This window comes from Halothiobacillus sp., assembly GCF_027346185.1.
In the GTDB taxonomy this organism is placed as follows: domain Bacteria; phylum Pseudomonadota; class Gammaproteobacteria; order Halothiobacillales; family Halothiobacillaceae; genus Halothiobacillus.
In genome coordinates this window covers 1-18,104 of sequence record NZ_DAIESY010000069.1, presented here as the reverse complement: position 1 = coordinate 18,104, position 18,104 = coordinate 1, and the positions used below count along the sequence as shown (strand labels likewise).

Genomic DNA, 18,104 nt, shown 5'->3' with positions numbered 1-18,104 from the left:
GCGTATCGATATCGGCAATACCCTGCACGCCGGCCTCGGACAGATACGCCGTCAGTTCCTGCGTCTTGCGGAAATTGCTCGACAGCGGCGGCAGATCACGAATAATCAGACCGCTGGCGTAGATTTTGGCGGACTCTTCGTCTTCCGGATTGACGCCTACGTTACCGATATGCGGGTAAGTCAGCGTCACGATTTGACGACAGTAAGATGGGTCGGTAAGAATTTCCTGATAGCCAGTCAAGGAGGTGTTAAATACCACTTCGCCAACAGTGTGACCATCAGCCCCGATTGAAACGCCACGGAACACGGTTCCGTCAGCCAGTACCAGAATGGCAGGTTTGCGGTTACGACCAGACACTATAGCTCCTGCAACGTGAAGATGTGAAAAACGGGGGCGATTTGGTCGACCCCCGCTTTACACCGCAGCCAGAGAATTCGGGGCCGCGGCAAAATTGCTTAATTGTAGCAGAAACAGCCTATTGCTTCAACGCAAGCCCAGCACATCCTGCATGTCGTACAGCCCCGGCGGCTGATTCCTCAACCAGATCGCAGCACGCACGGCGCCCTGGGCAAAGGTCATCCGGCTGGAGGCCTTGTGCGTCAGTTCGATTCGCTCGCCGATTCCGGCAAACAGTACCGTATGGTCGCCCACCACATCGCCCCCGCGTACCGTCGCGAATCCTATGGTTTTTGGGTCGCGCGCGCCGGTATGCCCTTCACGACCGTAAACGGCCACTTGAGCCAGGTCACGACCGTATGCTTCGGCCACCGCCTCGCCCAGACGCAGAGCCGTACCGGAGGGCGCATCGACCTTGTGCCGATGATGCGCCTCGATGATTTCCACATCGTAGCTTTCACCGAGCAGAAGGGCCGTTTGCGCTACCACTCCGAGCAGGACATTGACACCAATACTCATGTTTGGCGCGAAAACGAGAGGGATGTCCTGCCCGGCTTCCGCCAGCATGGCCTTTTGTTCGGCACTAAATCCGGTCGTACCGATGACCATGGCCCGACGCTCTGCACGGCAAACCACCAGATTGGCGAGCGTCGCCTCAATCGAAGTAAAGTCGATCAACACATCTAAATGGGACGAGACACGGGAAAGATCATCGTCAATCGCACAGTTCAGAATGCCGATGCCCGCCAAGAGCCCAGCATCCTGCCCGACCAGCGGGCTACCCTGCCGAACCAGGGCCGCTCCCAACGTCGCATCCGGATTTTGCACCGTCGCTTCCACAAGGACGCGGCCCATCCGCCCGTTCACCCCTGCTACTGCAATTCTGCACGCCATACTTTCCACTCCTAAAATTCGATTCTCGATAATGACGGCAATCATACCGTGAATGCCTGCCACCATGACGGCGACCAAATACCCCATCAGCAACTTCGTGATGCAATTGGGTGGCGAATGGATTATTGTTCAAGGCGATATAGATGCAAAACCATAACGATTATTAATCTACTGATAAAAAATGAAATTCATCGCCGCCAACGAGCTGAAACCCCGTTTTCAAAATGCCCTCAATCCTATCTTGATCGACATGAGCCAACCCGGTCAGCCACCTCTGGCCGAGGCACAGTGGGTCGACTTCAATCAGATCGTCCGCAATGAGGGCGATCGAGCCGGCCTGCTGCCAGATAACGACAATTTCAACCAGGCACTGATGCACACCGGCATAACGCCGGATTCGACGGTCTTTATCTTCGACGACTGCCAGGGTCTCGCCGCTTCCCGTCTGGCCTGGTCACTGGCGCTGTGCGGTCTTGAGGAAATTTACCTCATTGACGGTGGCCGCGAAGCCTTGCTGGCCGAGGGCTGGCCACTGGCAACCGCAGCTACCGCACACAAACCCGCTAGTGAACTGGCCTACGATTTCTCGGAACACCATTGCAACGCTCAAACCATCGCCGAACAACTGGGCAAACCGGACGGCTGGATCATCGTCGATGCGCGCAGTGAAGAAGAGTATCGCGGCACGGACAGACGATCCCGCAACGCCGGACACATTCCCGGCGCCATCCATTTTGACTGGCAATGGTTTTTCGATCCGGAAAAACCAGGGTTTTTACTCCCTGATGACATCATTCGAGCGCGGCTGCAAGAAAAAGGCATTCCTGCTCACCCCGAAGAAAAAGCAAAAACCCTTGTCGTCTATTGCCAGAGCCACCGCCGATCGAGCCTGATGTTCTGCGTATTCAAGCACTTAGGCTTTGAGGATGTGCGCGGCTACCCCGGCGCCTGGTCCGATTGGGGCAACCGTGATGAGCTTCCCATTGAAATATAGTTTGGGAAGTATAGTTGGGGAAAAATAGCGGGCTTCAAAGGCCGCCGCACATGATCGCGACTCCATGGGCCTGATCGTATGGCCCCGGCCATACAATTACTGGGGTTGTTCTTTGCGCATTAGGGCCAGAATCCCGCGCATGAGATCGTTCGGCGTGGGCGGGCAACCGGGCAGATGCAGATCCACCGGGATGACCCGGCTGACGCCACCACAGGTCGCGTAATTGCTGCCGAATTCCCCACCGTTGCAGGCACAGTCGCCGCTGGCGATAACGAAGCGCGGATTGGCCATGGCGCGCCAGGTTCGCCGGAGCGCGGTTTCCATGTGCCGCGACACCGGGCCGGTGACCAGTAAGAGATCGGCATGCCGTGGCGAGGCGACGAAGTGAATGCCAAAACGCGCGATGTCGTAATAAGGATTGCCGAGTGCGTGTATTTCCAGTTCGCAGGCGTTGCAGGAACCGGTATCCACTTGACGAATCGCCAGGCTACCGCCCAATCGCTGATCGATGATTCGCTTGACCTCTTTGCCGAGTGCCTCGATCTCATCAGCCGCCGGTGGGGCTTCGGTGAGGGTGCCGGTCTGCCAGATTTTCCTGAGGATTTTTTGCATGTTTCTTGTCCTACAAATCCTGTCCGGAATAGCTGATGTTGACGGATTTATTGCAGACCGGGAAGTCCGGCACGATATTGCCCAAAACCAGATGTTCCAGCGCCGGCAAGCTGAACCAGCTCGGATCGCGCGGGAAAAAGCGCGCTACGCGGCCATCCTCGTCAAAACGCACAAAGCTTGTGATTTCGCCGCGCCAGCCTTCCACCACAGCCAACCCCTCGCTCGAATACACCGACTGCGGCCAGTCCACCGCAATTGGACCTGCCGGAAGCGACTGTATCAGCCGGTTTATCAGATTCAGCGAATCGCGGATCTCGTCCGCCCGAATCTGCAGCCTGGCCGCGACATCCCCCTGCGTCCGGCAGGGTGAATGCACCTCAAGCCCATCATAGGGCGCATAGCCATGATCGCGCCGGACATCGAAATCCTGACCACTGGCCTTGCCCACATACCCGGTCACACCCAGCATCTGCGCCCGTTCGGCGGTCAGAAACCCTGTGTCAACCAGTCGATCCTCCAGTGAGGAATGGTCGTCGATAATGGCCAGCAGATCATCCAGCTCACGCGAGAGTGTGGAAAGTTGCGGTTTGATGATGCTTTCCCATTGCTCGGGGAGATCCCGGCAGACGCCACCGGGCACGATGACATCCATCAGCAGACGATGGCCGAAGATGGCCAGGTTGCCGCGCAGCCATTGTTCGCGCAGACGGCCAAATTGCTGATGCACAAACGCAAAACCCACATCGTTGCAGATGCCGCCGATATCGCCCAGATGATTGGCGATGCGCTCACACTCGGCAAGCAGCGCGCGTAAATGCAAGGCTCTTGGCGGTACATCCACGCCCGCCGCGCGCTCCATGGCCATGCAGGCCGCCCAGGTGTGCGCTACGGTAGAGTCGCCAGACACGCGTCCCGCCAGTCGGGCCAGCCCGGAGGCATCACGACCCACGGCAATCTTTTCAATGCCCTTGTGCGTGTAACCCAGCCGCGCTTCCAGACGCAGTACCTGTTCGCCGACGGCCTGAAAACGAAAGTGCCCCGGCTCGATGATACCGGCATGAACCGGCCCGACGGGTATTTCGTAGACGCCGTTGCCCAAAATTCGCTCGAAAGGATAATCCACATCGGCGGGTGCCCGTTTGGGTGAATCTCCGCCAACGGGAAAATCCGAGCGAAGCGGATAAACATCTTCCGGCCAGGCGCAATGCCGGGTCCAGCGGCGCGCATCGGGATGATCCTGAAAATCGACGCCCAGCAGGTCATGCAGATGGCGTTCCAGCCGGTCGGCTGCCGGGAAATACGGCGTGTGCGAAGCCAATATGGGGGCTTGCAATGGCACCTCGGTCATCAGCACCAGATAGTCACCCTCATGGACGAGCACGGCGTATATTCCCAGCCGCTCGCCCAGCTGATCGCCCCATAGGCCAGCCCAGCGATAACCGGACGCGGACGCGACCCGTGCTGCCCTACCCCAGTCTTCGGCATCGAGATGCAAACAATGCGCCGGCGCCAGCCGGATCGGATCACTGTGCAGGATGGTTACCCGCTCCTCTGCCAGAAGCGCGATAAATCCGGGCAACCAGTCAAAACGGTTCATAACAGGTGCGCCCCCGAGATCAGTTGCGTGGCCCGGTCAAGCCATTGCGCCAGAAAAACGGGAATGGACAAACCCAGCCACAATACCAGCCCAAGATGCACGATGACGGGTAGCATGTTGGCGTCCACCGGCTGCTGTCCTTCGGGAGCAGGCCCGTACACCATGGGATGAAGATGGCGGAATAAACCGGCGAAAGCAATCGCTAATCCTGTCACCAGAATCACTGTAAACCATGGCTGACTTTGCATCGTGGCAGTCAGCAACAGAAATTCGCTGGTGAACACACCGAACGGCGGAAAACCGGCGATAGCGGCGACGCCGATCAGTAAGCCCCAACCTACCGCTGGCTGGGTGCGAATCAGGCCACGAATATGATTGATGGACTGGGTTCCGGCAATGTGCGCGGCATGGCCGACGGTAATGAAAATCGCTGATTTGGTTAGCGAATGCACCAACATGTGCAACAAGGCGCCGAAGGTGGCCAGCGGCCCGCCGAGGCCGAAGGCGAAGGTCATCAGGCCCATGTGCTCGATCGAGGAGTAGCTGAACATGCGCTTGATGTCACGCTGGCGGTGCAGGAACAGCGCTGCTACCAAAAACGATACCAAGCCGAATCCCATCAACAGATGACCAGCCAGATGCGGTGTTTGTGTCGTCGACAGTGAGCCATCCACCAGCATCTTCAGCCGGACAATCGCATACAAGGCCACATTGAGCAGCAAGCCGGAAAGCATCGCGGACATGGGTGTCGGGCCCTCCGAGTGCGCGTCGGGCAGCCATTGATGCATCGGTACCAGCCCCACCTTCGTGCCATAGCCCACCAGCAGGAATACAAAAGCCAGAGACATGATGTCCGGTTGCAATTGCGGTGCCACCGAATGCAACACACTCCAGTTCAATCCCGCCGCCGGATCGGGGATGACATGCTGTGCGGCAAAATACAGCAGCACGGTGCCGAACAGCGCCAGCGCAATGCCAACCCCGCAAAGAATGAAATACTTCCAGGCGGCCTCAATGGCCTCGGGTGTGCGGTATAAAGACACCAGCAACACCGTGGCCAGAGTGGCGCCCTCCACGGACACCCACAAAACGCCCAGGTTATCGGTGGACAAAGCCAGCAACATGGTGAACATGAATGCCTGAAACATCGCATGGTACAGCCGCATCCCGCGTGGACTGATCCGCCCGCTGTCACAGACATGCCTCATATAGGGGCGGGAAAAAATGGAGGCGGTGAAGCCGACAAAAGCGGTCAATACAATGAGAAAAATATTGAACGCGTCCACTCGAAATAAAGAATTGGCCACCACGCCCGCATTGGCCACATTGAATGCCAGAACAATCGAAGCGATCAGTGCAGCGGCACTCAGCAGCACATTCAGCCAACCGGCCCAGGAAAGACGGCTAAACCAGGGCAAAAGCAGGGCGCCGACCAAAGGCGTGAGCACGGTCAATACCAGCGGGCTCATGGCTCGTCCCCCGTGCGTTCAGTGAGCCGATTCATGCGGTCCACGTCGAGCGAATCGATGCTCTCGCGGATCTGGAAGAAGAACACACCAAACAGCACCATGGCCACCAGCACATCGAAGGCTACGCCCAATTCGACCACTAGCGGCATACCCGCCGTAGCCGATACCGCGGCCAAGAACAAACCGTTCTCCATGGACATGAAACCCAGCACCTGCGCCACCGCCTGGGTACGAACCACCATCATCAACAGGCCGATGAGCACAACCGCCAGACTCACGGCGACGATATTACGGGTGAACTGCATTTCCGCTTGTACCAGAGGCAATACAAGCCAATAGCTGAAAATGACCAACCCCAATGCGGCCATGATCACCAGGGCCGGATGAGATAAGGATTCCCGATGGCGATCCAGTTCAAGCCGGCGCACCTGACGGTGCAGCATCCAAGGAATCAAGAGCGCCTTTAAGCCCAGGGTGAGTATGGCGGAGAAATAAAGATGACCATGACCATCACTGGCGGCAACGAGTGCCGTCACCATGGCCACGAGAAAACCTTGCCACGCAAAGGCATGAATGGCCGCCACCAGTCGCACTTGCCCCAACAGCACGAAGGAGCTGAACATCACTGCCGCCGCGAGGACGATGATCAATTGTTGCAGTAGCGACAACAGCGCCATGTTCATGCACCCACCTCCAGAATCACATGGCTCATCAGACCCAGCAAAGCCAGCAATAAGGCCAGATTAAGGAAAGCCGGAACCCGGAATAAGCGCATTTTTGCCAACAGCGTCTCACTCACCGCCAGCGCCACGCCCAACAAGGCGAGCTTGACCACAAGCAGCACAAAGGCCATGCCGAGCATATCGGGGCGGATGCTCTGAGCAATCCCCCAAGGCAGGAACACATTGACCAGCAGCGCCGCATACAGCAGCAACTTGAGTTGTGCCGCCCACTCCATCAACGCCAGATGACGGCCTGAATACTCAAGAATCATCGCTTCGTGAATCATGGTGAGTTCGAGGTGAGTGGAGGGATTATCCACCGGGATACGGCCGGTTTCGGCGATCGCCACCAAGACCAGCGCGGCCAGAGCAAATAGATACGAGGGGCGCAGGAATGGCTCACCGAGCAGTTGATATTCCACCACGCTGGCCAGATTGGTACTGTGCGCGGTCATGGCCAGGCTAAATACCGCCATCAGCATGGCAGGCTCGGCCAGCGCCGAGACAAACATCTCACGCGAAGCGCCCATGCCCCCGAATGCCGTGCCAACATCCATACCCGCCAAGGCCAGAAAAAAACGGGCCAGACCCAGCAGACCGGCGATCACGATAACATCGGCCATGGCTGCGGTCGGCAGGTCCGTGCTGAGCAGCGGAATCGCCGCTGCCGCCAGCCAGGTGGCGACAAACACGATATAAGGAGCGGCACGAAACAACAGCGATGCCGTGTGCGCCATGCGCGCCTCTTTGGCAAACAGCTTGTACAGATCCCGGTAGGGCTGCCAGATCGGCGCCCCCCGACGATTCTGCAAACGGGCCTTGACCTTGTGTACCCATCCGACCAGCAACGGTGCCAGCGCCAGATACAACAAGGACTGAATCAATGCGAATCCCCAGGCAGCCATCGTCACACCACCAGCCATAACAACAGCAGTAAAGTAGCCAAGGTCCAGCCGAGATAGGTACGGATACTGCCGGATTGCAGACGCACCACCTGTCGCGACGACCATTCGACCCAGCGCGCGATCGGCGCGTACAACAAGCCCCAGGCCCGGTCAACCACTTGCAAATAATAACGCCGTCTACCGTCCTGCTGCGTTTCAACCCCATCACTGATCTGGAACAACAGCCCAAATATCCGTCGAATCGGCTGCACAAAGGCCGTGCCGGTGTACTGCATCGATGGCGTGGGCGGAGCATAGCCGCAATCCCAGGCATCGCCTAAACGCACCCGACGAGCGCCCCGCCCGACCAGCCATAAGCCAAGCACAAGTGCGACAAACAGGATCATGGCCACCAAAGGCGCGCCATAACTCGCTGTCTGCTGAGAAATGGGCGTCAGCCATAGCCAGCCATGTGCCGATACCTGTGACAGACCCTGCCCAAGTATTTCTCGCGGCACGGCATTGATCAAATCGATGAAGAAAGTCGGCAGAATCCCGAGCAACAGGCATAAAAATGCCAGAATACCTTGGCCTGTCCGCATGCTGAGCGGCACCCTGCGCGCACGACGTACGGCGCGGCAGCGTGCCTGCCCCAGAAAAGCCACGCCATAAACCTTGACGAAAGTCGCGGCCACCAACGCGCCGGTGAGCGCCAGCAATGAGGCCACGATCGGCACGATGCTGCGCAACACTCCCCCTTCCAGTTGCCAGGCCTGCAGCGCGGCCTGAAAACTCAGCCACTCTGAAACAAAACCATTGAACGGCGGCAGGGCGGCAATGGAAATACTGCCCACGAGAAAGAAGAAGCCCGTCCAGGGCATGCGGCGCAGCAGCCCCCCCATTTTCTCCAGATCGCGTTCATTCGCGCTGTGCAGAATTGCGCCCGCCCCGAGAAACAGCAGCCCCTTGAACAGGGCATGATTGATGCAGTGATAAAGCGCCGCGACAAAAGCCAGGGTAGCGATAAGAGGATGACCTTCGGCGAGAAACAACAGCGCCAAACCCAGGCCGATAAAGATAATGCCGAGATTTTCCACGGAACTGTAGGCCAGCAGGCGCTTGAGATCATTCTGCATCAGCGCCAGCAACACACCGATGATCGCAGACAGGCTGCCGACGATCAGCACCGCGACGCCCCACTGCCAGTGAACAGTACCGATCAGATCGAAGACAAACCGGATAAAACCATAGACCGCCACCTTGAGCATCACGCCGGACATGAGCGCCGAAATATGGGATGGCGCAACCGGGTGGGCCTCTGGCAACCAGGCATGCAAGGGCACCAAACCAGCCTTCATGCCGAAACCGATAAAGGCCAGTGCAAAAGCGACGCTGGCCCAGCCAAAGGAAAGAGACGCGCCGCGCATTGCTTCAAAGGTGAAACCGCCGCCGAAGGAAGCCAGCACCCCGAAACCCAGCAGGATGCTCAGACCGCCTATATGAGCCATGAGCAGATAAAGAAATGCCGCGCGCCGGTTGGCGGCGGAATCATGATGCCAAGCGACGAGAAAATAGCTCGACAGAGACATCAGTTCCCAGGCCACCATGAACATGAAGGCGTCATCGGCCAGAACCACCAGCATCATGCCCGCGAGGAACAGCCCGGTAAACCCGCCCAGCACGCGCAGTGAGTCCTTCCCTCCCTCGAAACCGCGCACATAACCGGGTGCGTAAATGCCGACGGCAAAGCTCACCACACCGATAATGCTGAGGAAGAAGCCGGACAGGACATCCAGGCGAACCTGCCAGGGTAACCACGGCAGGCCAAGCGGCAGTTGGGCGGTTGCCACCCCGCCATTGATCAGGGTGACCAAACCCGCTGCCAGTGCAACCAGCCCCGAAAGGGTAAATAGCGGCATGGCCACACGCCGGCGGATGGTGGCGGGGAAAAAAGACACCAACGCGGACAAGAGCGCCAGACCAATAGCGCCCTCGGCCAACTGCAAAGCAAGCGTGATGCTCATGGCAGCGCTCCTTCGACCTGTTTCAGACGCACACCACGACCGCCTGCGGTGCTCGTGGCGTTTTCGTTGATCAACACCACGCCCGCGCGTTCCAAGGCATCGACAACACGGGTCAGCGAATCCACGTGACCACGCACTTGCCCGTTGCTGGCTTCCATACGCTGGATGGTCGGCAACGACAGACCGGATGCCTCGGCCAGAGTACGCTGATCGACACCGATCAGGGCACGGGCGGCGCGAATTTGAGCGGCTGTAATCATGTTAATAACTTCAATGTTTAATGATCAGACATCAGTTAAGGAGCATTATACCTCAATATTGCGAAGCATTTCTAGGGAAGGTCTGCAGGTAATCTGCAGGTAAACAGGACGTTGTTATAAGGCAGACGTTAGATTCAAAGCCTGAAAAAATGCGAGCGGTAGTACAGCAACTCGGCGATTGAACCGCGAATATCGTCTAGCGCCTGATGGCTGGCATTCTTTCTGAAACCCTGCATAATTTCCGGATTCCACCGTCGGGCCAGCTCCTTGACGGTCGACACGTCCAGATTCCGATAGTGGAAAAATTGTTCCAGTTGCGGCATCAAGCGCACCATGAAACGCCGATCCTGACAGATGCTGTTCCCGGCCATCGGCGATTTACCCGGCACGACCCATGCCTGCAAAAATTCCAGGGTTTGTAATTCCGCCTGGCGCATCGAGGTCGTGCTCGCCAGTACGCGTGCGATCAGGCCGCTTTCGCCGTGGGTGCGGCGATTCCACTCGTCCATTCTGTCGAGAGTGCTTTTCGGGTGGTGGATGGCGATCACGGGCCCCTCCGCCAGAATATTCAGGTGCTTGTCCGTGACCAGCGTCGCCATTTCAATAATGGTATCCGACATCGGATCAAGCCCGGTCATTTCAAGGTCGATCCAAATCAGGTTTTCGGTCGGTTCAGGCGTATTCATGGGCTTACTCGTGTCATCGTGGAACCGCGACAGCCTAACACGAAACGAAGGTTTCTCTGCGCCAAGAGGGGTGTTCCTTTATAATCGACGCGCTCGATTGTCACATTTCTTTTCACCACGCGCACAATGGCCCCTCGCCTTGTTTTGAGCGGGGTCCAAATTTCCAATCAACACCCAGGAAGCCCTTGATGACGGATGTGCTCGATCAGGAAAAACCGGCCGAAATTGCCACACTGATTCGTGATATCCGCGAAATGATGGCACGCAACCGGTTGGTTGAAGGCCTGGTCGATCGTTCGGATGAACCGAATCACGCGCTGGTCGAGCGCATCGTGCAAAAGCAGAACCTGACGCGGCTGGCCCAGAAGCTGGAAAAACTCCATCCGGCCGATATCGCTCTGATTCTGGAGGCTTTGCCCAACGAGGACCGACTCGCGATCTGGGAACTCGTCCGTCCCGATCAGGACGGCGATGTACTACTCGAAGTCTCGGACTCGGTGCGCGCCAGTCTGCTGGCGACCATGGACCGGGACGAGCTGATCAATGCGGCCAATTCGCTGGAAGCCGATGAACTGGCTGACCTCGCCCCTGATCTGCCCGATCACGTCATGCAGGATGTGTTCACCGCCCTGCCGCTCGAAGAGCGGGAACAGCTCAAGTTCGCGCTGTCCTACGCCGAGGACACCGTCGGCGCATTGATGGATTTCGACCTTGTGACCGTACGTGCCGATGTACGCATCGAAGTGATTCTGCGCTACCTGCGGCGCATGGAAGACCTGCCCGACCACACCGACAAACTTTTTGTGGTCGATCGCCTGGGCAAATTTCAGGGCGTGCTTTTCCTCAAGACCTTGCTTCTGAGCGATCCTGAACAGGAGGTTTCAGAGGTCATGGCATGCGATGTGGTGCGTTTTCACCCCGAAGACAAGGCACGGGAAACCGCGGATGCATTCGAACGCTACGATCTGATCAGCGCACCGGTCATCGATGAACAAGACCGGCTGATTGGCCGCGTAACCGTCGATGCCGTGGTCGATTTCATTCGGGAAGCCAGCGATGAAGAGCGTTTGGCACAGGTCGGTCTGCGTGAAGAGGAGGATATTTTCGCTCCCATCCTCAAAAGCGTGAAAAATCGCGCGCCGTGGCTGGCCATCAACCTGGTCACGGCCATGATTGCCTCGCGGGTGATCGGCCTGTTCGATGGTGCCATCGAACAGTTGGTTGCACTGGCCGCGCTGATGCCGATCGTCGCGGGCATGGGCGGCAATGTCGGCAACCAGACCATAACCATGATCGTCCGTGAACTGGCCTTCCGCAAACTGGATAACCGGGACATCCGCACCCTGTATAGCAAGGAACTGCGTGTCGCCCTGATCAACGGGATCGTATGGGGCGGGATTCTGGGCCTGATTACGCTTGCGCTGTATCACGACCCGGCGCTTTCGATTGTCATGGTCTCCGCCGTCAGCCTAAACTTCCTCGCCGCCGCCTTCTTTGGTGTCACCATTCCCGTCACTCGGATGAGACTAGGCCGTGATCCCGCCCTGGGCAGCTCGGTATTGATCACAGCCATCACCGACTCCGGCGGGTTCTTCATCTTTCTGGGATTGGCCACGTTGTTCCTGCTCAAATGAAAATCAGACTGACCGACCGCCAAAAGAACCAGATCGCCAGCCGCCAGTCCGCACCGGATCAATCGCTGGAGCAAGCCACCGTGATCACTCATCACGGTACCGAGTTCATCATCGAAAACGCGGAAGGCAAACTGTTACGCGCTACCGCACGCCGCACGCTGGGCGTGCTCACAACGGGTGACCGCGTGGGGTGGCGCACAGGGGAAGATGCCAGGGAAATCATCGAATTCGTCTATCCACGCAGCAACACTCTGATTCGACCGGACACGCACGGCAAAGAGCGAGTGATGGCTGCGAATATTGATCAGGTCCTGATCATCCTGGCCCCGACACCCTGGATGAATCCGAACGTGGTTGAACGCACCCTGGTAGCCGCCCTCGACCTGCCCACGACCCCCATTATTGTATTGAACAAGGTCGATCTTCTCGCAACAACGCAAACCGAACACCGAAAGCTCATCGAGCAGACATTAGCCCTTTGGGCGGCGCAAGACATTGATATATTGCGCATCAGCACGAAAACCGGCGAAGGGATAGGCGACCTGCGCGGCGTGCTGCACGACAAGATCTCCATGATGATCGGCTTATCCGGCGTGGGTAAAACATCCCTGGCCCGCAGCATCACCTCTCAGGCTGCCGCCGCTGCAGTCAACGAATTATCCAGCCACAGTCAGGAAGGTCAGCACACCACGCGACACAGCACACTGTTTCGGCTCGATCACATGCAAGGCGGCCTGATTGACGCACCCGGCGTGCGAGATTTCGCCGTGGCAGCGCAAGACGCCCAAGCCATCGACCGCGCCTTTCCGGATATTCTGACACTTGCCGAAGGCTGCCGGTTTTACAACTGCACCCACAGTCAAGAACCCAGCTGCGCCGTTCGGGCGGCAGTTGCGCATGGCCAACTGGACAGCAGGCGGTTTGAGAATTACCAATCGCTCAAGCGCGAGTGCCCCCAGTAATCAGCAAGTAATCAGCCAGCAATCAACCCGGCGGCCAGGTCATTTGTCGCCCGCCCAGCAGATGTAGGTGCAGGTGATACACCTCCTGCCCACCATGATCCCGGCAATTGAATACCGTTCGATAACCTGCTTCTGCGATCCCTTCCTGATCGGCAAGTTGCGCCGCAATGACAAACAACTCACCAATCAGGGGAGCATCTTCCGCCTGAATATCATTCAAGGTAGGAATGGGCTTTTTGGGAATAATCAGAATGTGCACCGGCGCCTGGGGGTTGATATCCCGGAAAGCCAGAACGCGATCACTTTCGAACACGATGTCGGCTGGAATTTCGCGGCGAATAATTTTCGAGAAAATCGTCTCACTCATGCAAAGTACCTAATAACTCATGAACCAGGGCGGCCAATGTAGGCCCCAATGGTAGCAAGCGTCAACGCAGTTGCTTTATGTTTGTTGTCGCCCTAAACAATTAACCTGCACATTTGGGCAACAGGTACCTAAAACAGAGTCACTTTGCTACAATCGCGTGCGGTATTTTGGCGTCACCAAGCAGGAGAATTAGAGTTTTCTTATCCTCCAATCAATAATTTCATTCTGGAACAGGATGATAAAAGGGAACCGTTTGGGGTCAGAATCATCTAAAATCGCTAGACGCTTAGAAATAACCTGGCGTTCAATTCGTGTGAAAAAAACAATTTAGGGGCATTCATGAAAAAAATTATCCTTGTAGCCGCCGTGGCAAGCATGATGACAGGCATCGCGCAAGCAGAAGACAAACCCAAGGCAGAAGTGATCGTCAACCCGAACGTTCAGTTTTTGGGACACACGGTACCGATGAACGGATCTGACATTTTCGGTAAAATCAACATCATTCCAGTTGCTGCCGACAAAACCAAATTCATCGCAACCTTCAAGGGTAAAAACATTACAGGCCCTTTGACATTCTCCATCAACGAAGGCCGTTGCCGCGATTCAGCAACCAACAAGGTTAAATACCCACTGACTAACGTTGTTAACGGTAAGTCAGAAACGGTTGTTAATGTTCAAACTGCCAAGATCTTCGAAGGCGATGTACTTTCTTACACCCTCAAATCAGGTGACAAAGTCGTTTCCTGCGGTACCATCCAGTAATTCTGATTGAGCCAATAAAAACCCCGCCATTGAGCGGGGTTTTTTGTTGTCTGTTTTTTTGTTGAAACTGATTTTTTTAGATGGCGAAGATTTTCCAAACATATTACTTTCGTGCAACCATCAAAACCTGGCCAGGCTGAAGTGGTGTAGTGGAATCAAGACGATTGGACGCGATCAACTGCTCAACTGTCGTCGAAAAACGCAGAGCTACATTCCACAAGGTGTCCCCTTTCTGAACGATATATTGTCCAGATGACTCGGCAATCCTTTTCGACTGCTTCTGGTCAGCACGCAGACGCTCGTGATGCGCCGCCACAATCAATTTCTGGCCCGGATGAATTGAATCTACGGATTTGAGGCCATTGATACGTTTCAAATCCGTAAGTTCCATATCAAAACGGTGGGCCAACCCCCATAGCGAATCCCCGCCTTGCACCGTATAAAGCTGGTCTTCGCCACTTGCCAAAAGCGTCTTGCCTCGCCCCAACGGGACAATGATCGTTTCTCCGGGACGGGCATAAGCCGAACTCAAACGATTAACCTTGAGCAGTTCATCCACGTCACAGCCATAACGGTAAGCCAGCTTGTGAAAATTGTCTCCCCGACGAAGGGTATAGCGCCCCCAGTTCATGGCTGATTTCTCGGCTTCTTCCAGAGCAGTCGGGGTGAACTGTGATGCCAAACTCTTGGGCACCAGAAGGTTGGTCGTTTCCGGTCCGGTAATCGATTTATCGAAACCGGGGTTCAGATTAAAAAGCTCGTCATGCGTCATACCAGTCAGCGAAGCCAGCTTGTTCAAATTGACTGACTTATTCAACGCGATTTCGGTCACCACAGACTGGTTCGGGATCGGATAAGGGTGGAAGCCGTATTTCTCCGGATTACTGAAAATAATCACCAACGCATAAAGTCGCGCAGGGTAATCAGCCGTCTGCTTGCTGATTCGGGTCAAATCCCAGAAATCGGTTGGCAGCCCTTTGGATTGGTTGTAAGCAATAGCATTCTGTAATGTGCCCTCACCACCGTTATAGGAGGCGATAACAATGGGCCAATCGTCGTTAAACATGATCCGCAGACGCGTAAAATACAGCATTGCGGCATCGGTGGATGCCTTGATATCTCGTCTGCCGTCATACCAAACCGTACGCCGGAGGCCGAAATGCTCCCCCGTACTCCGAACAAACTGCCAGATACCCGCTGCGTTGCTGGATGAGACGGCCCCAGGCAGATAAGCACTCTCGACAATCGGCAACAAGGCCAGCTCCAACGGCAGTTTATTCTCCTGCAAATCCGCCACAATCATATGCAGATAGGGCTTTGCACGTTCTGTGACACGCTCAAGATAATCAATATGGCTGGAATAAAAGGCCAGTTGTTGCTGAATCCGAGGGTTATTAGGAATCGGCAGGGTGAATCGAGCCGCGATGTAGTGCCAGAGGTTGCCATCATTCATCCAGACCGCCTCCCGCGCACTTTGCGCTGGCGTGTTAATAGCGGGCAGAATACTGTAATCCACATTGTCCGAAGAAGAGCCATCGTCAAAGGCACTGGACGCTACCGGCGCATTACTTGCTGTTTGCGGCAAATTGGCGCAACCGCTCAAAGCAAGCAAAGCGGGCAGGACAAGGAGGGTGAGTAAACGGAGCAACATGCTTCGCTGCGGCTGTTCGGCGCGATGACAAGCCAGCCTTTTGCCCATGAAAATCATAACGCGGTGGATCATTATTCAGTAGTTCTTTGAGTGACGAGGGAGAAGCGGCAAATTATCAAACTCATCCTTCCAGCAACGTAGCTTCCAAAAGGCATCTGCATCACTGAGCGATTCGCTTCCGGCCTGTTTCAGTATCGCAGCACGTAAGGATGGCTCACGAATCCGCAAGAATGGGTTGGTTTTTTTCTCCATAGACATCGAGGTTGGCACGCTCGGCAAGCCTGCCGCGCGCGCTTCATTCACTTCGCGAATTCGTTGGACGATCGATTCATTGTTCGGTTCGGCAAAGTGCGCAAATCGCAGGCTATCAGCGGTATATTCGTGTCCACAATAGATCATCGTATCGTCAGGCAAGCTCGAAAGACGATCCAGACTCGCCAACATCTGCTCGGGAGAACCCTCGAACAAACGCCCGCAGCCCGCTGAAAAAAGGGTATCGCCCACGAAGGCGCCCCCCTCAGAGATCAGGCTGATGTGCCCCAGAGTATGACCTGGTGTATGCCAAGCCTGAAATCGACCAATGTGCGGCAAATCAAAGGTTTCAAGATCGGCCAATGGGTTTGTCACCCAGGTTTTAGATTCAAGTGCGGGACCATATACCGGCACGGGGAAGCGAGCACGCAATCCGGCGACGCCCTGGCAATGATCGGCATGATGATGTGTCAGCATGATGGCCGAGAGGCTAAGATTGCGCTGCTCGATTTCTGCCAGAACCGGTGCGGCTTCACCCGGATCGACCACGGCACAATGCCCTCGATCACCTTCGATCAGCCAGACATAGTTATCGGACAGGACGGGAATTGCGTGAATCCGCACAGTATCGCTCCTCCAACGTGACCCGAACCCTACGGCAACCGGTTACACCATCGTCATTAAAAACTGGTGACAGTGTACGAATATGACAACGGAGGTCAATCACCAATACCACGGGTCACGCCATTAACAGGCATTACTTGTCGTTTCAGGTCAAACAGAGGAGAACAACGGATTGAAACTTAACGACTCAATCCCTGCAGAATACCCTGAACATCGATCGATTGAGTGGGCAATGCAAGCAGGCTTGGTTCCGGAGACTTCTCGCTGATGGATTCAAGCCGATAAGCCTGACCGTAGCGCAACACACCCCAACCTTTGCGTACAAATTCGATCATTCGGGCATCCTGCCCCTTGTTTGCAGCCAGAGCCATATTTTGCAAAGCTCGTGTCAACTCAACCACTACCGGCGCATGGGATTGTACAGCGACATCAGTATGTGACTTTCCCTGCTGATCAACCCATACCACCCGATATTGCTCGCCTCGAATACCGGCGATGGTTTCCTGATGCCCGGTGGCCTCGAAACGGCTGACCGAACTGGCCATTTCATGATTGATCTGGTCGAGAACGCCGGCCCCCTGCCCCAAGGCTTGGGCGAGTTGGTCAGCACTCGCAACCGAGGCAACTACCGACAGGCCACCGATCTGAGATATCGCATACAGTGATCCCTGATGTAGCAGAATTTCCGCGGGTGGATGTGTCAGGTCCATGCGCATGGCCCGATCATTCAGCCAGAACAGTCGTGTTTGCTCAACTTGACCATCTTGTTCAGTCTCCATCACGGCTTGGCCTGCTGCCTGCGCGGTCGAAGCCCACACCAAGTACAGGCACAAAATACCAAAAATGATTCGCATCACGACTCCTGCTGGAGCCCCTGAGTCAACACAGAGGCGATGGGATGAAATCTCCATCAGCAGCGCTGATGGTGTTTTATTAGGCATGTAATGAATTTTGTGCGCGAGGCGTTTGAAGTTTCATCTTTTGCTGCCTGAATTTACATCACCCGTATCATAAAGCGATCGCCGAACTTAATCGCGCATTGTACCATAGCAGCTTTCCAGTGAAACACCGGCATCGCCCATTCTCTGTCAACCCAATTCTAAAATGTCCCCTTTTTTCCAAAGCTGAAATGTCCCCTTCTGAGTTGTCCTAGCGCGGGGTGGGTGGTGTGATGTGCGCAGCCTTGCCGATGGGGGAATGACGCCAGATGTGATCGGGAGCCGGTTTGAAAGAGGGCGTTGCCTGCTGCCTGACTTGGGCTGCATCCACCGTCTGGTGCAGACTTTTTTCATCGTCCAGAGGCACCGGCGGCT

General features: G+C 55.9%; 18 protein-coding genes. 4 read left to right on the top strand and 14 right to left on the bottom strand.

Features of this window, described 5'->3' with window-relative positions:
* On the bottom strand, positions 1–358 hold a 358-nt coding region (locus tag M7R55_RS05570), incomplete at its 3' end, for a carbamoyl-phosphate synthase domain-containing protein (RefSeq protein WP_298219271.1).
* Between the two features lie 126 nt (positions 359–484).
* Positions 485–1,291 carry a 4-hydroxy-tetrahydrodipicolinate reductase gene (gene dapB, locus M7R55_RS05565; protein WP_298219273.1) on the bottom strand — a complete coding sequence of 269 codons (807 nt, stop codon included), beginning with the start codon at positions 1,289–1,291 and terminating at the stop codon, positions 485–487.
* Between the two features lie 181 nt (positions 1,292–1,472).
* On the opposite strand from dapB, the gene M7R55_RS05560 reads away from it, so the two are divergent.
* A complete protein-coding gene (locus M7R55_RS05560; protein WP_298219269.1) occupies positions 1,473–2,285 on the top strand; it encodes a rhodanese-like domain-containing protein in 813 nt (270 codons plus the stop codon).
* Between the two features lie 96 nt (positions 2,286–2,381).
* Here M7R55_RS05560 and nuoB read toward each other — a convergent pair whose 3' ends face one another.
* From nuoB to orn, 8 genes are all read right to left on the bottom strand, one after another.
* Complete coding sequence (gene nuoB / locus M7R55_RS05555) at positions 2,382–2,897, bottom strand: NADH-quinone oxidoreductase subunit NuoB (protein WP_298219266.1); 516 nt, start codon at positions 2,895–2,897, stop codon at positions 2,382–2,384.
* A 10-nt stretch (positions 2,898–2,907) separates the two neighbouring features.
* Positions 2,908–4,494 carry an NADH-quinone oxidoreductase subunit C gene (locus M7R55_RS05550; RefSeq protein WP_298219263.1) on the bottom strand — a complete coding sequence of 529 codons (1,587 nt, stop codon included), beginning with the start codon at positions 4,492–4,494 and terminating at the stop codon, positions 2,908–2,910.
* Positions 4,491–5,963: a hydrogenase 4 subunit F gene (locus M7R55_RS05545; RefSeq protein ID WP_298219261.1), complete on the bottom strand. Its 1,473-nt coding sequence runs from the start codon at positions 5,961–5,963 to the stop codon at positions 4,491–4,493. The genes M7R55_RS05550 and M7R55_RS05545 overlap by 4 nt, the downstream gene beginning before the upstream one ends.
* Entirely contained in the window at positions 5,960–6,646 is a 687-nt protein-coding gene (locus M7R55_RS05540; RefSeq protein ID WP_298219260.1) for a formate hydrogenlyase, read from the bottom strand. The genes M7R55_RS05545 and M7R55_RS05540 overlap by 4 nt, the downstream gene beginning before the upstream one ends.
* Positions 6,643–7,590 (bottom strand): NADH-quinone oxidoreductase subunit H, encoded by a 948-nt coding sequence (locus M7R55_RS05535; RefSeq protein ID WP_298219258.1) that lies wholly within the window; start codon positions 7,588–7,590, stop codon positions 6,643–6,645. Before M7R55_RS05535 ends, M7R55_RS05540 begins: the two co-directional genes overlap by 4 nt.
* 2 nt (positions 7,591–7,592) lie before the next feature.
* A complete protein-coding gene (gene hyfB, locus M7R55_RS05530; protein WP_298219257.1) occupies positions 7,593–9,593 on the bottom strand; it encodes a hydrogenase 4 subunit B in 2,001 nt (666 codons plus the stop codon).
* On the bottom strand, positions 9,590–9,853 hold the full coding sequence (locus tag M7R55_RS05525) for a helix-turn-helix transcriptional regulator (RefSeq protein ID WP_298219255.1): 264 nt from the start codon (positions 9,851–9,853) through the stop codon (positions 9,590–9,592). Before M7R55_RS05525 ends, hyfB begins: the two co-directional genes overlap by 4 nt.
* Before the next feature lie 134 nt (positions 9,854–9,987).
* The gene (orn, locus tag M7R55_RS05520) at positions 9,988–10,539 is read right to left on the bottom strand and encodes an oligoribonuclease (protein ID WP_298219253.1); all 552 of its coding nucleotides are present in this window, start codon (positions 10,537–10,539) and stop codon (positions 9,988–9,990) included.
* A 188-nt stretch (positions 10,540–10,727) separates the two neighbouring features.
* On the opposite strand from orn, the gene mgtE reads away from it, so the two are divergent.
* On the top strand, positions 10,728–12,173 hold the full coding sequence (mgtE, locus tag M7R55_RS05515; RefSeq protein ID WP_298219251.1) for a magnesium transporter: 1,446 nt from the start codon (positions 10,728–10,730) through the stop codon (positions 12,171–12,173).
* On the top strand, positions 12,170–13,135 hold the full coding sequence (gene rsgA / locus M7R55_RS05510) for a ribosome small subunit-dependent GTPase A (RefSeq protein WP_298219249.1): 966 nt from the start codon (positions 12,170–12,172) through the stop codon (positions 13,133–13,135). Before mgtE ends, rsgA begins: the two co-directional genes overlap by 4 nt.
* Positions 13,136–13,157: 22 nt before the next feature.
* Here rsgA and M7R55_RS05505 read toward each other — a convergent pair whose 3' ends face one another.
* Complete coding sequence (locus M7R55_RS05505; RefSeq protein WP_298219247.1) at positions 13,158–13,502, bottom strand: histidine triad nucleotide-binding protein; 345 nt, start codon at positions 13,500–13,502, stop codon at positions 13,158–13,160.
* A 339-nt stretch (positions 13,503–13,841) separates the two neighbouring features.
* Between M7R55_RS05505 and M7R55_RS05500 the strand changes: the two genes are divergently transcribed.
* Entirely contained in the window at positions 13,842–14,264 is a 423-nt protein-coding gene (locus M7R55_RS05500; protein ID WP_298219245.1) for a hypothetical protein, read from the top strand.
* A 103-nt stretch (positions 14,265–14,367) separates the two neighbouring features.
* Here M7R55_RS05500 and M7R55_RS05495 read toward each other — a convergent pair whose 3' ends face one another.
* From M7R55_RS05495 to M7R55_RS05485, 3 genes are all read right to left on the bottom strand, one after another.
* The gene (locus M7R55_RS05495; protein WP_298219243.1) at positions 14,368–15,915 is read right to left on the bottom strand and encodes a LysM peptidoglycan-binding domain-containing protein; all 1,548 of its coding nucleotides are present in this window, start codon (positions 15,913–15,915) and stop codon (positions 14,368–14,370) included.
* A 75-nt stretch (positions 15,916–15,990) separates the two neighbouring features.
* Entirely contained in the window at positions 15,991–16,791 is an 801-nt protein-coding gene (gene gloB, locus M7R55_RS05490) for a hydroxyacylglutathione hydrolase (RefSeq protein ID WP_298219241.1), read from the bottom strand.
* Positions 16,792–16,970: 179 nt separating this feature from the next.
* Positions 16,971–17,645: a hypothetical protein gene (locus M7R55_RS05485; RefSeq protein WP_298219239.1), complete on the bottom strand. Its 675-nt coding sequence runs from the start codon at positions 17,643–17,645 to the stop codon at positions 16,971–16,973.
* Between the last annotated feature and the right edge of the window lie 459 nt (positions 17,646–18,104).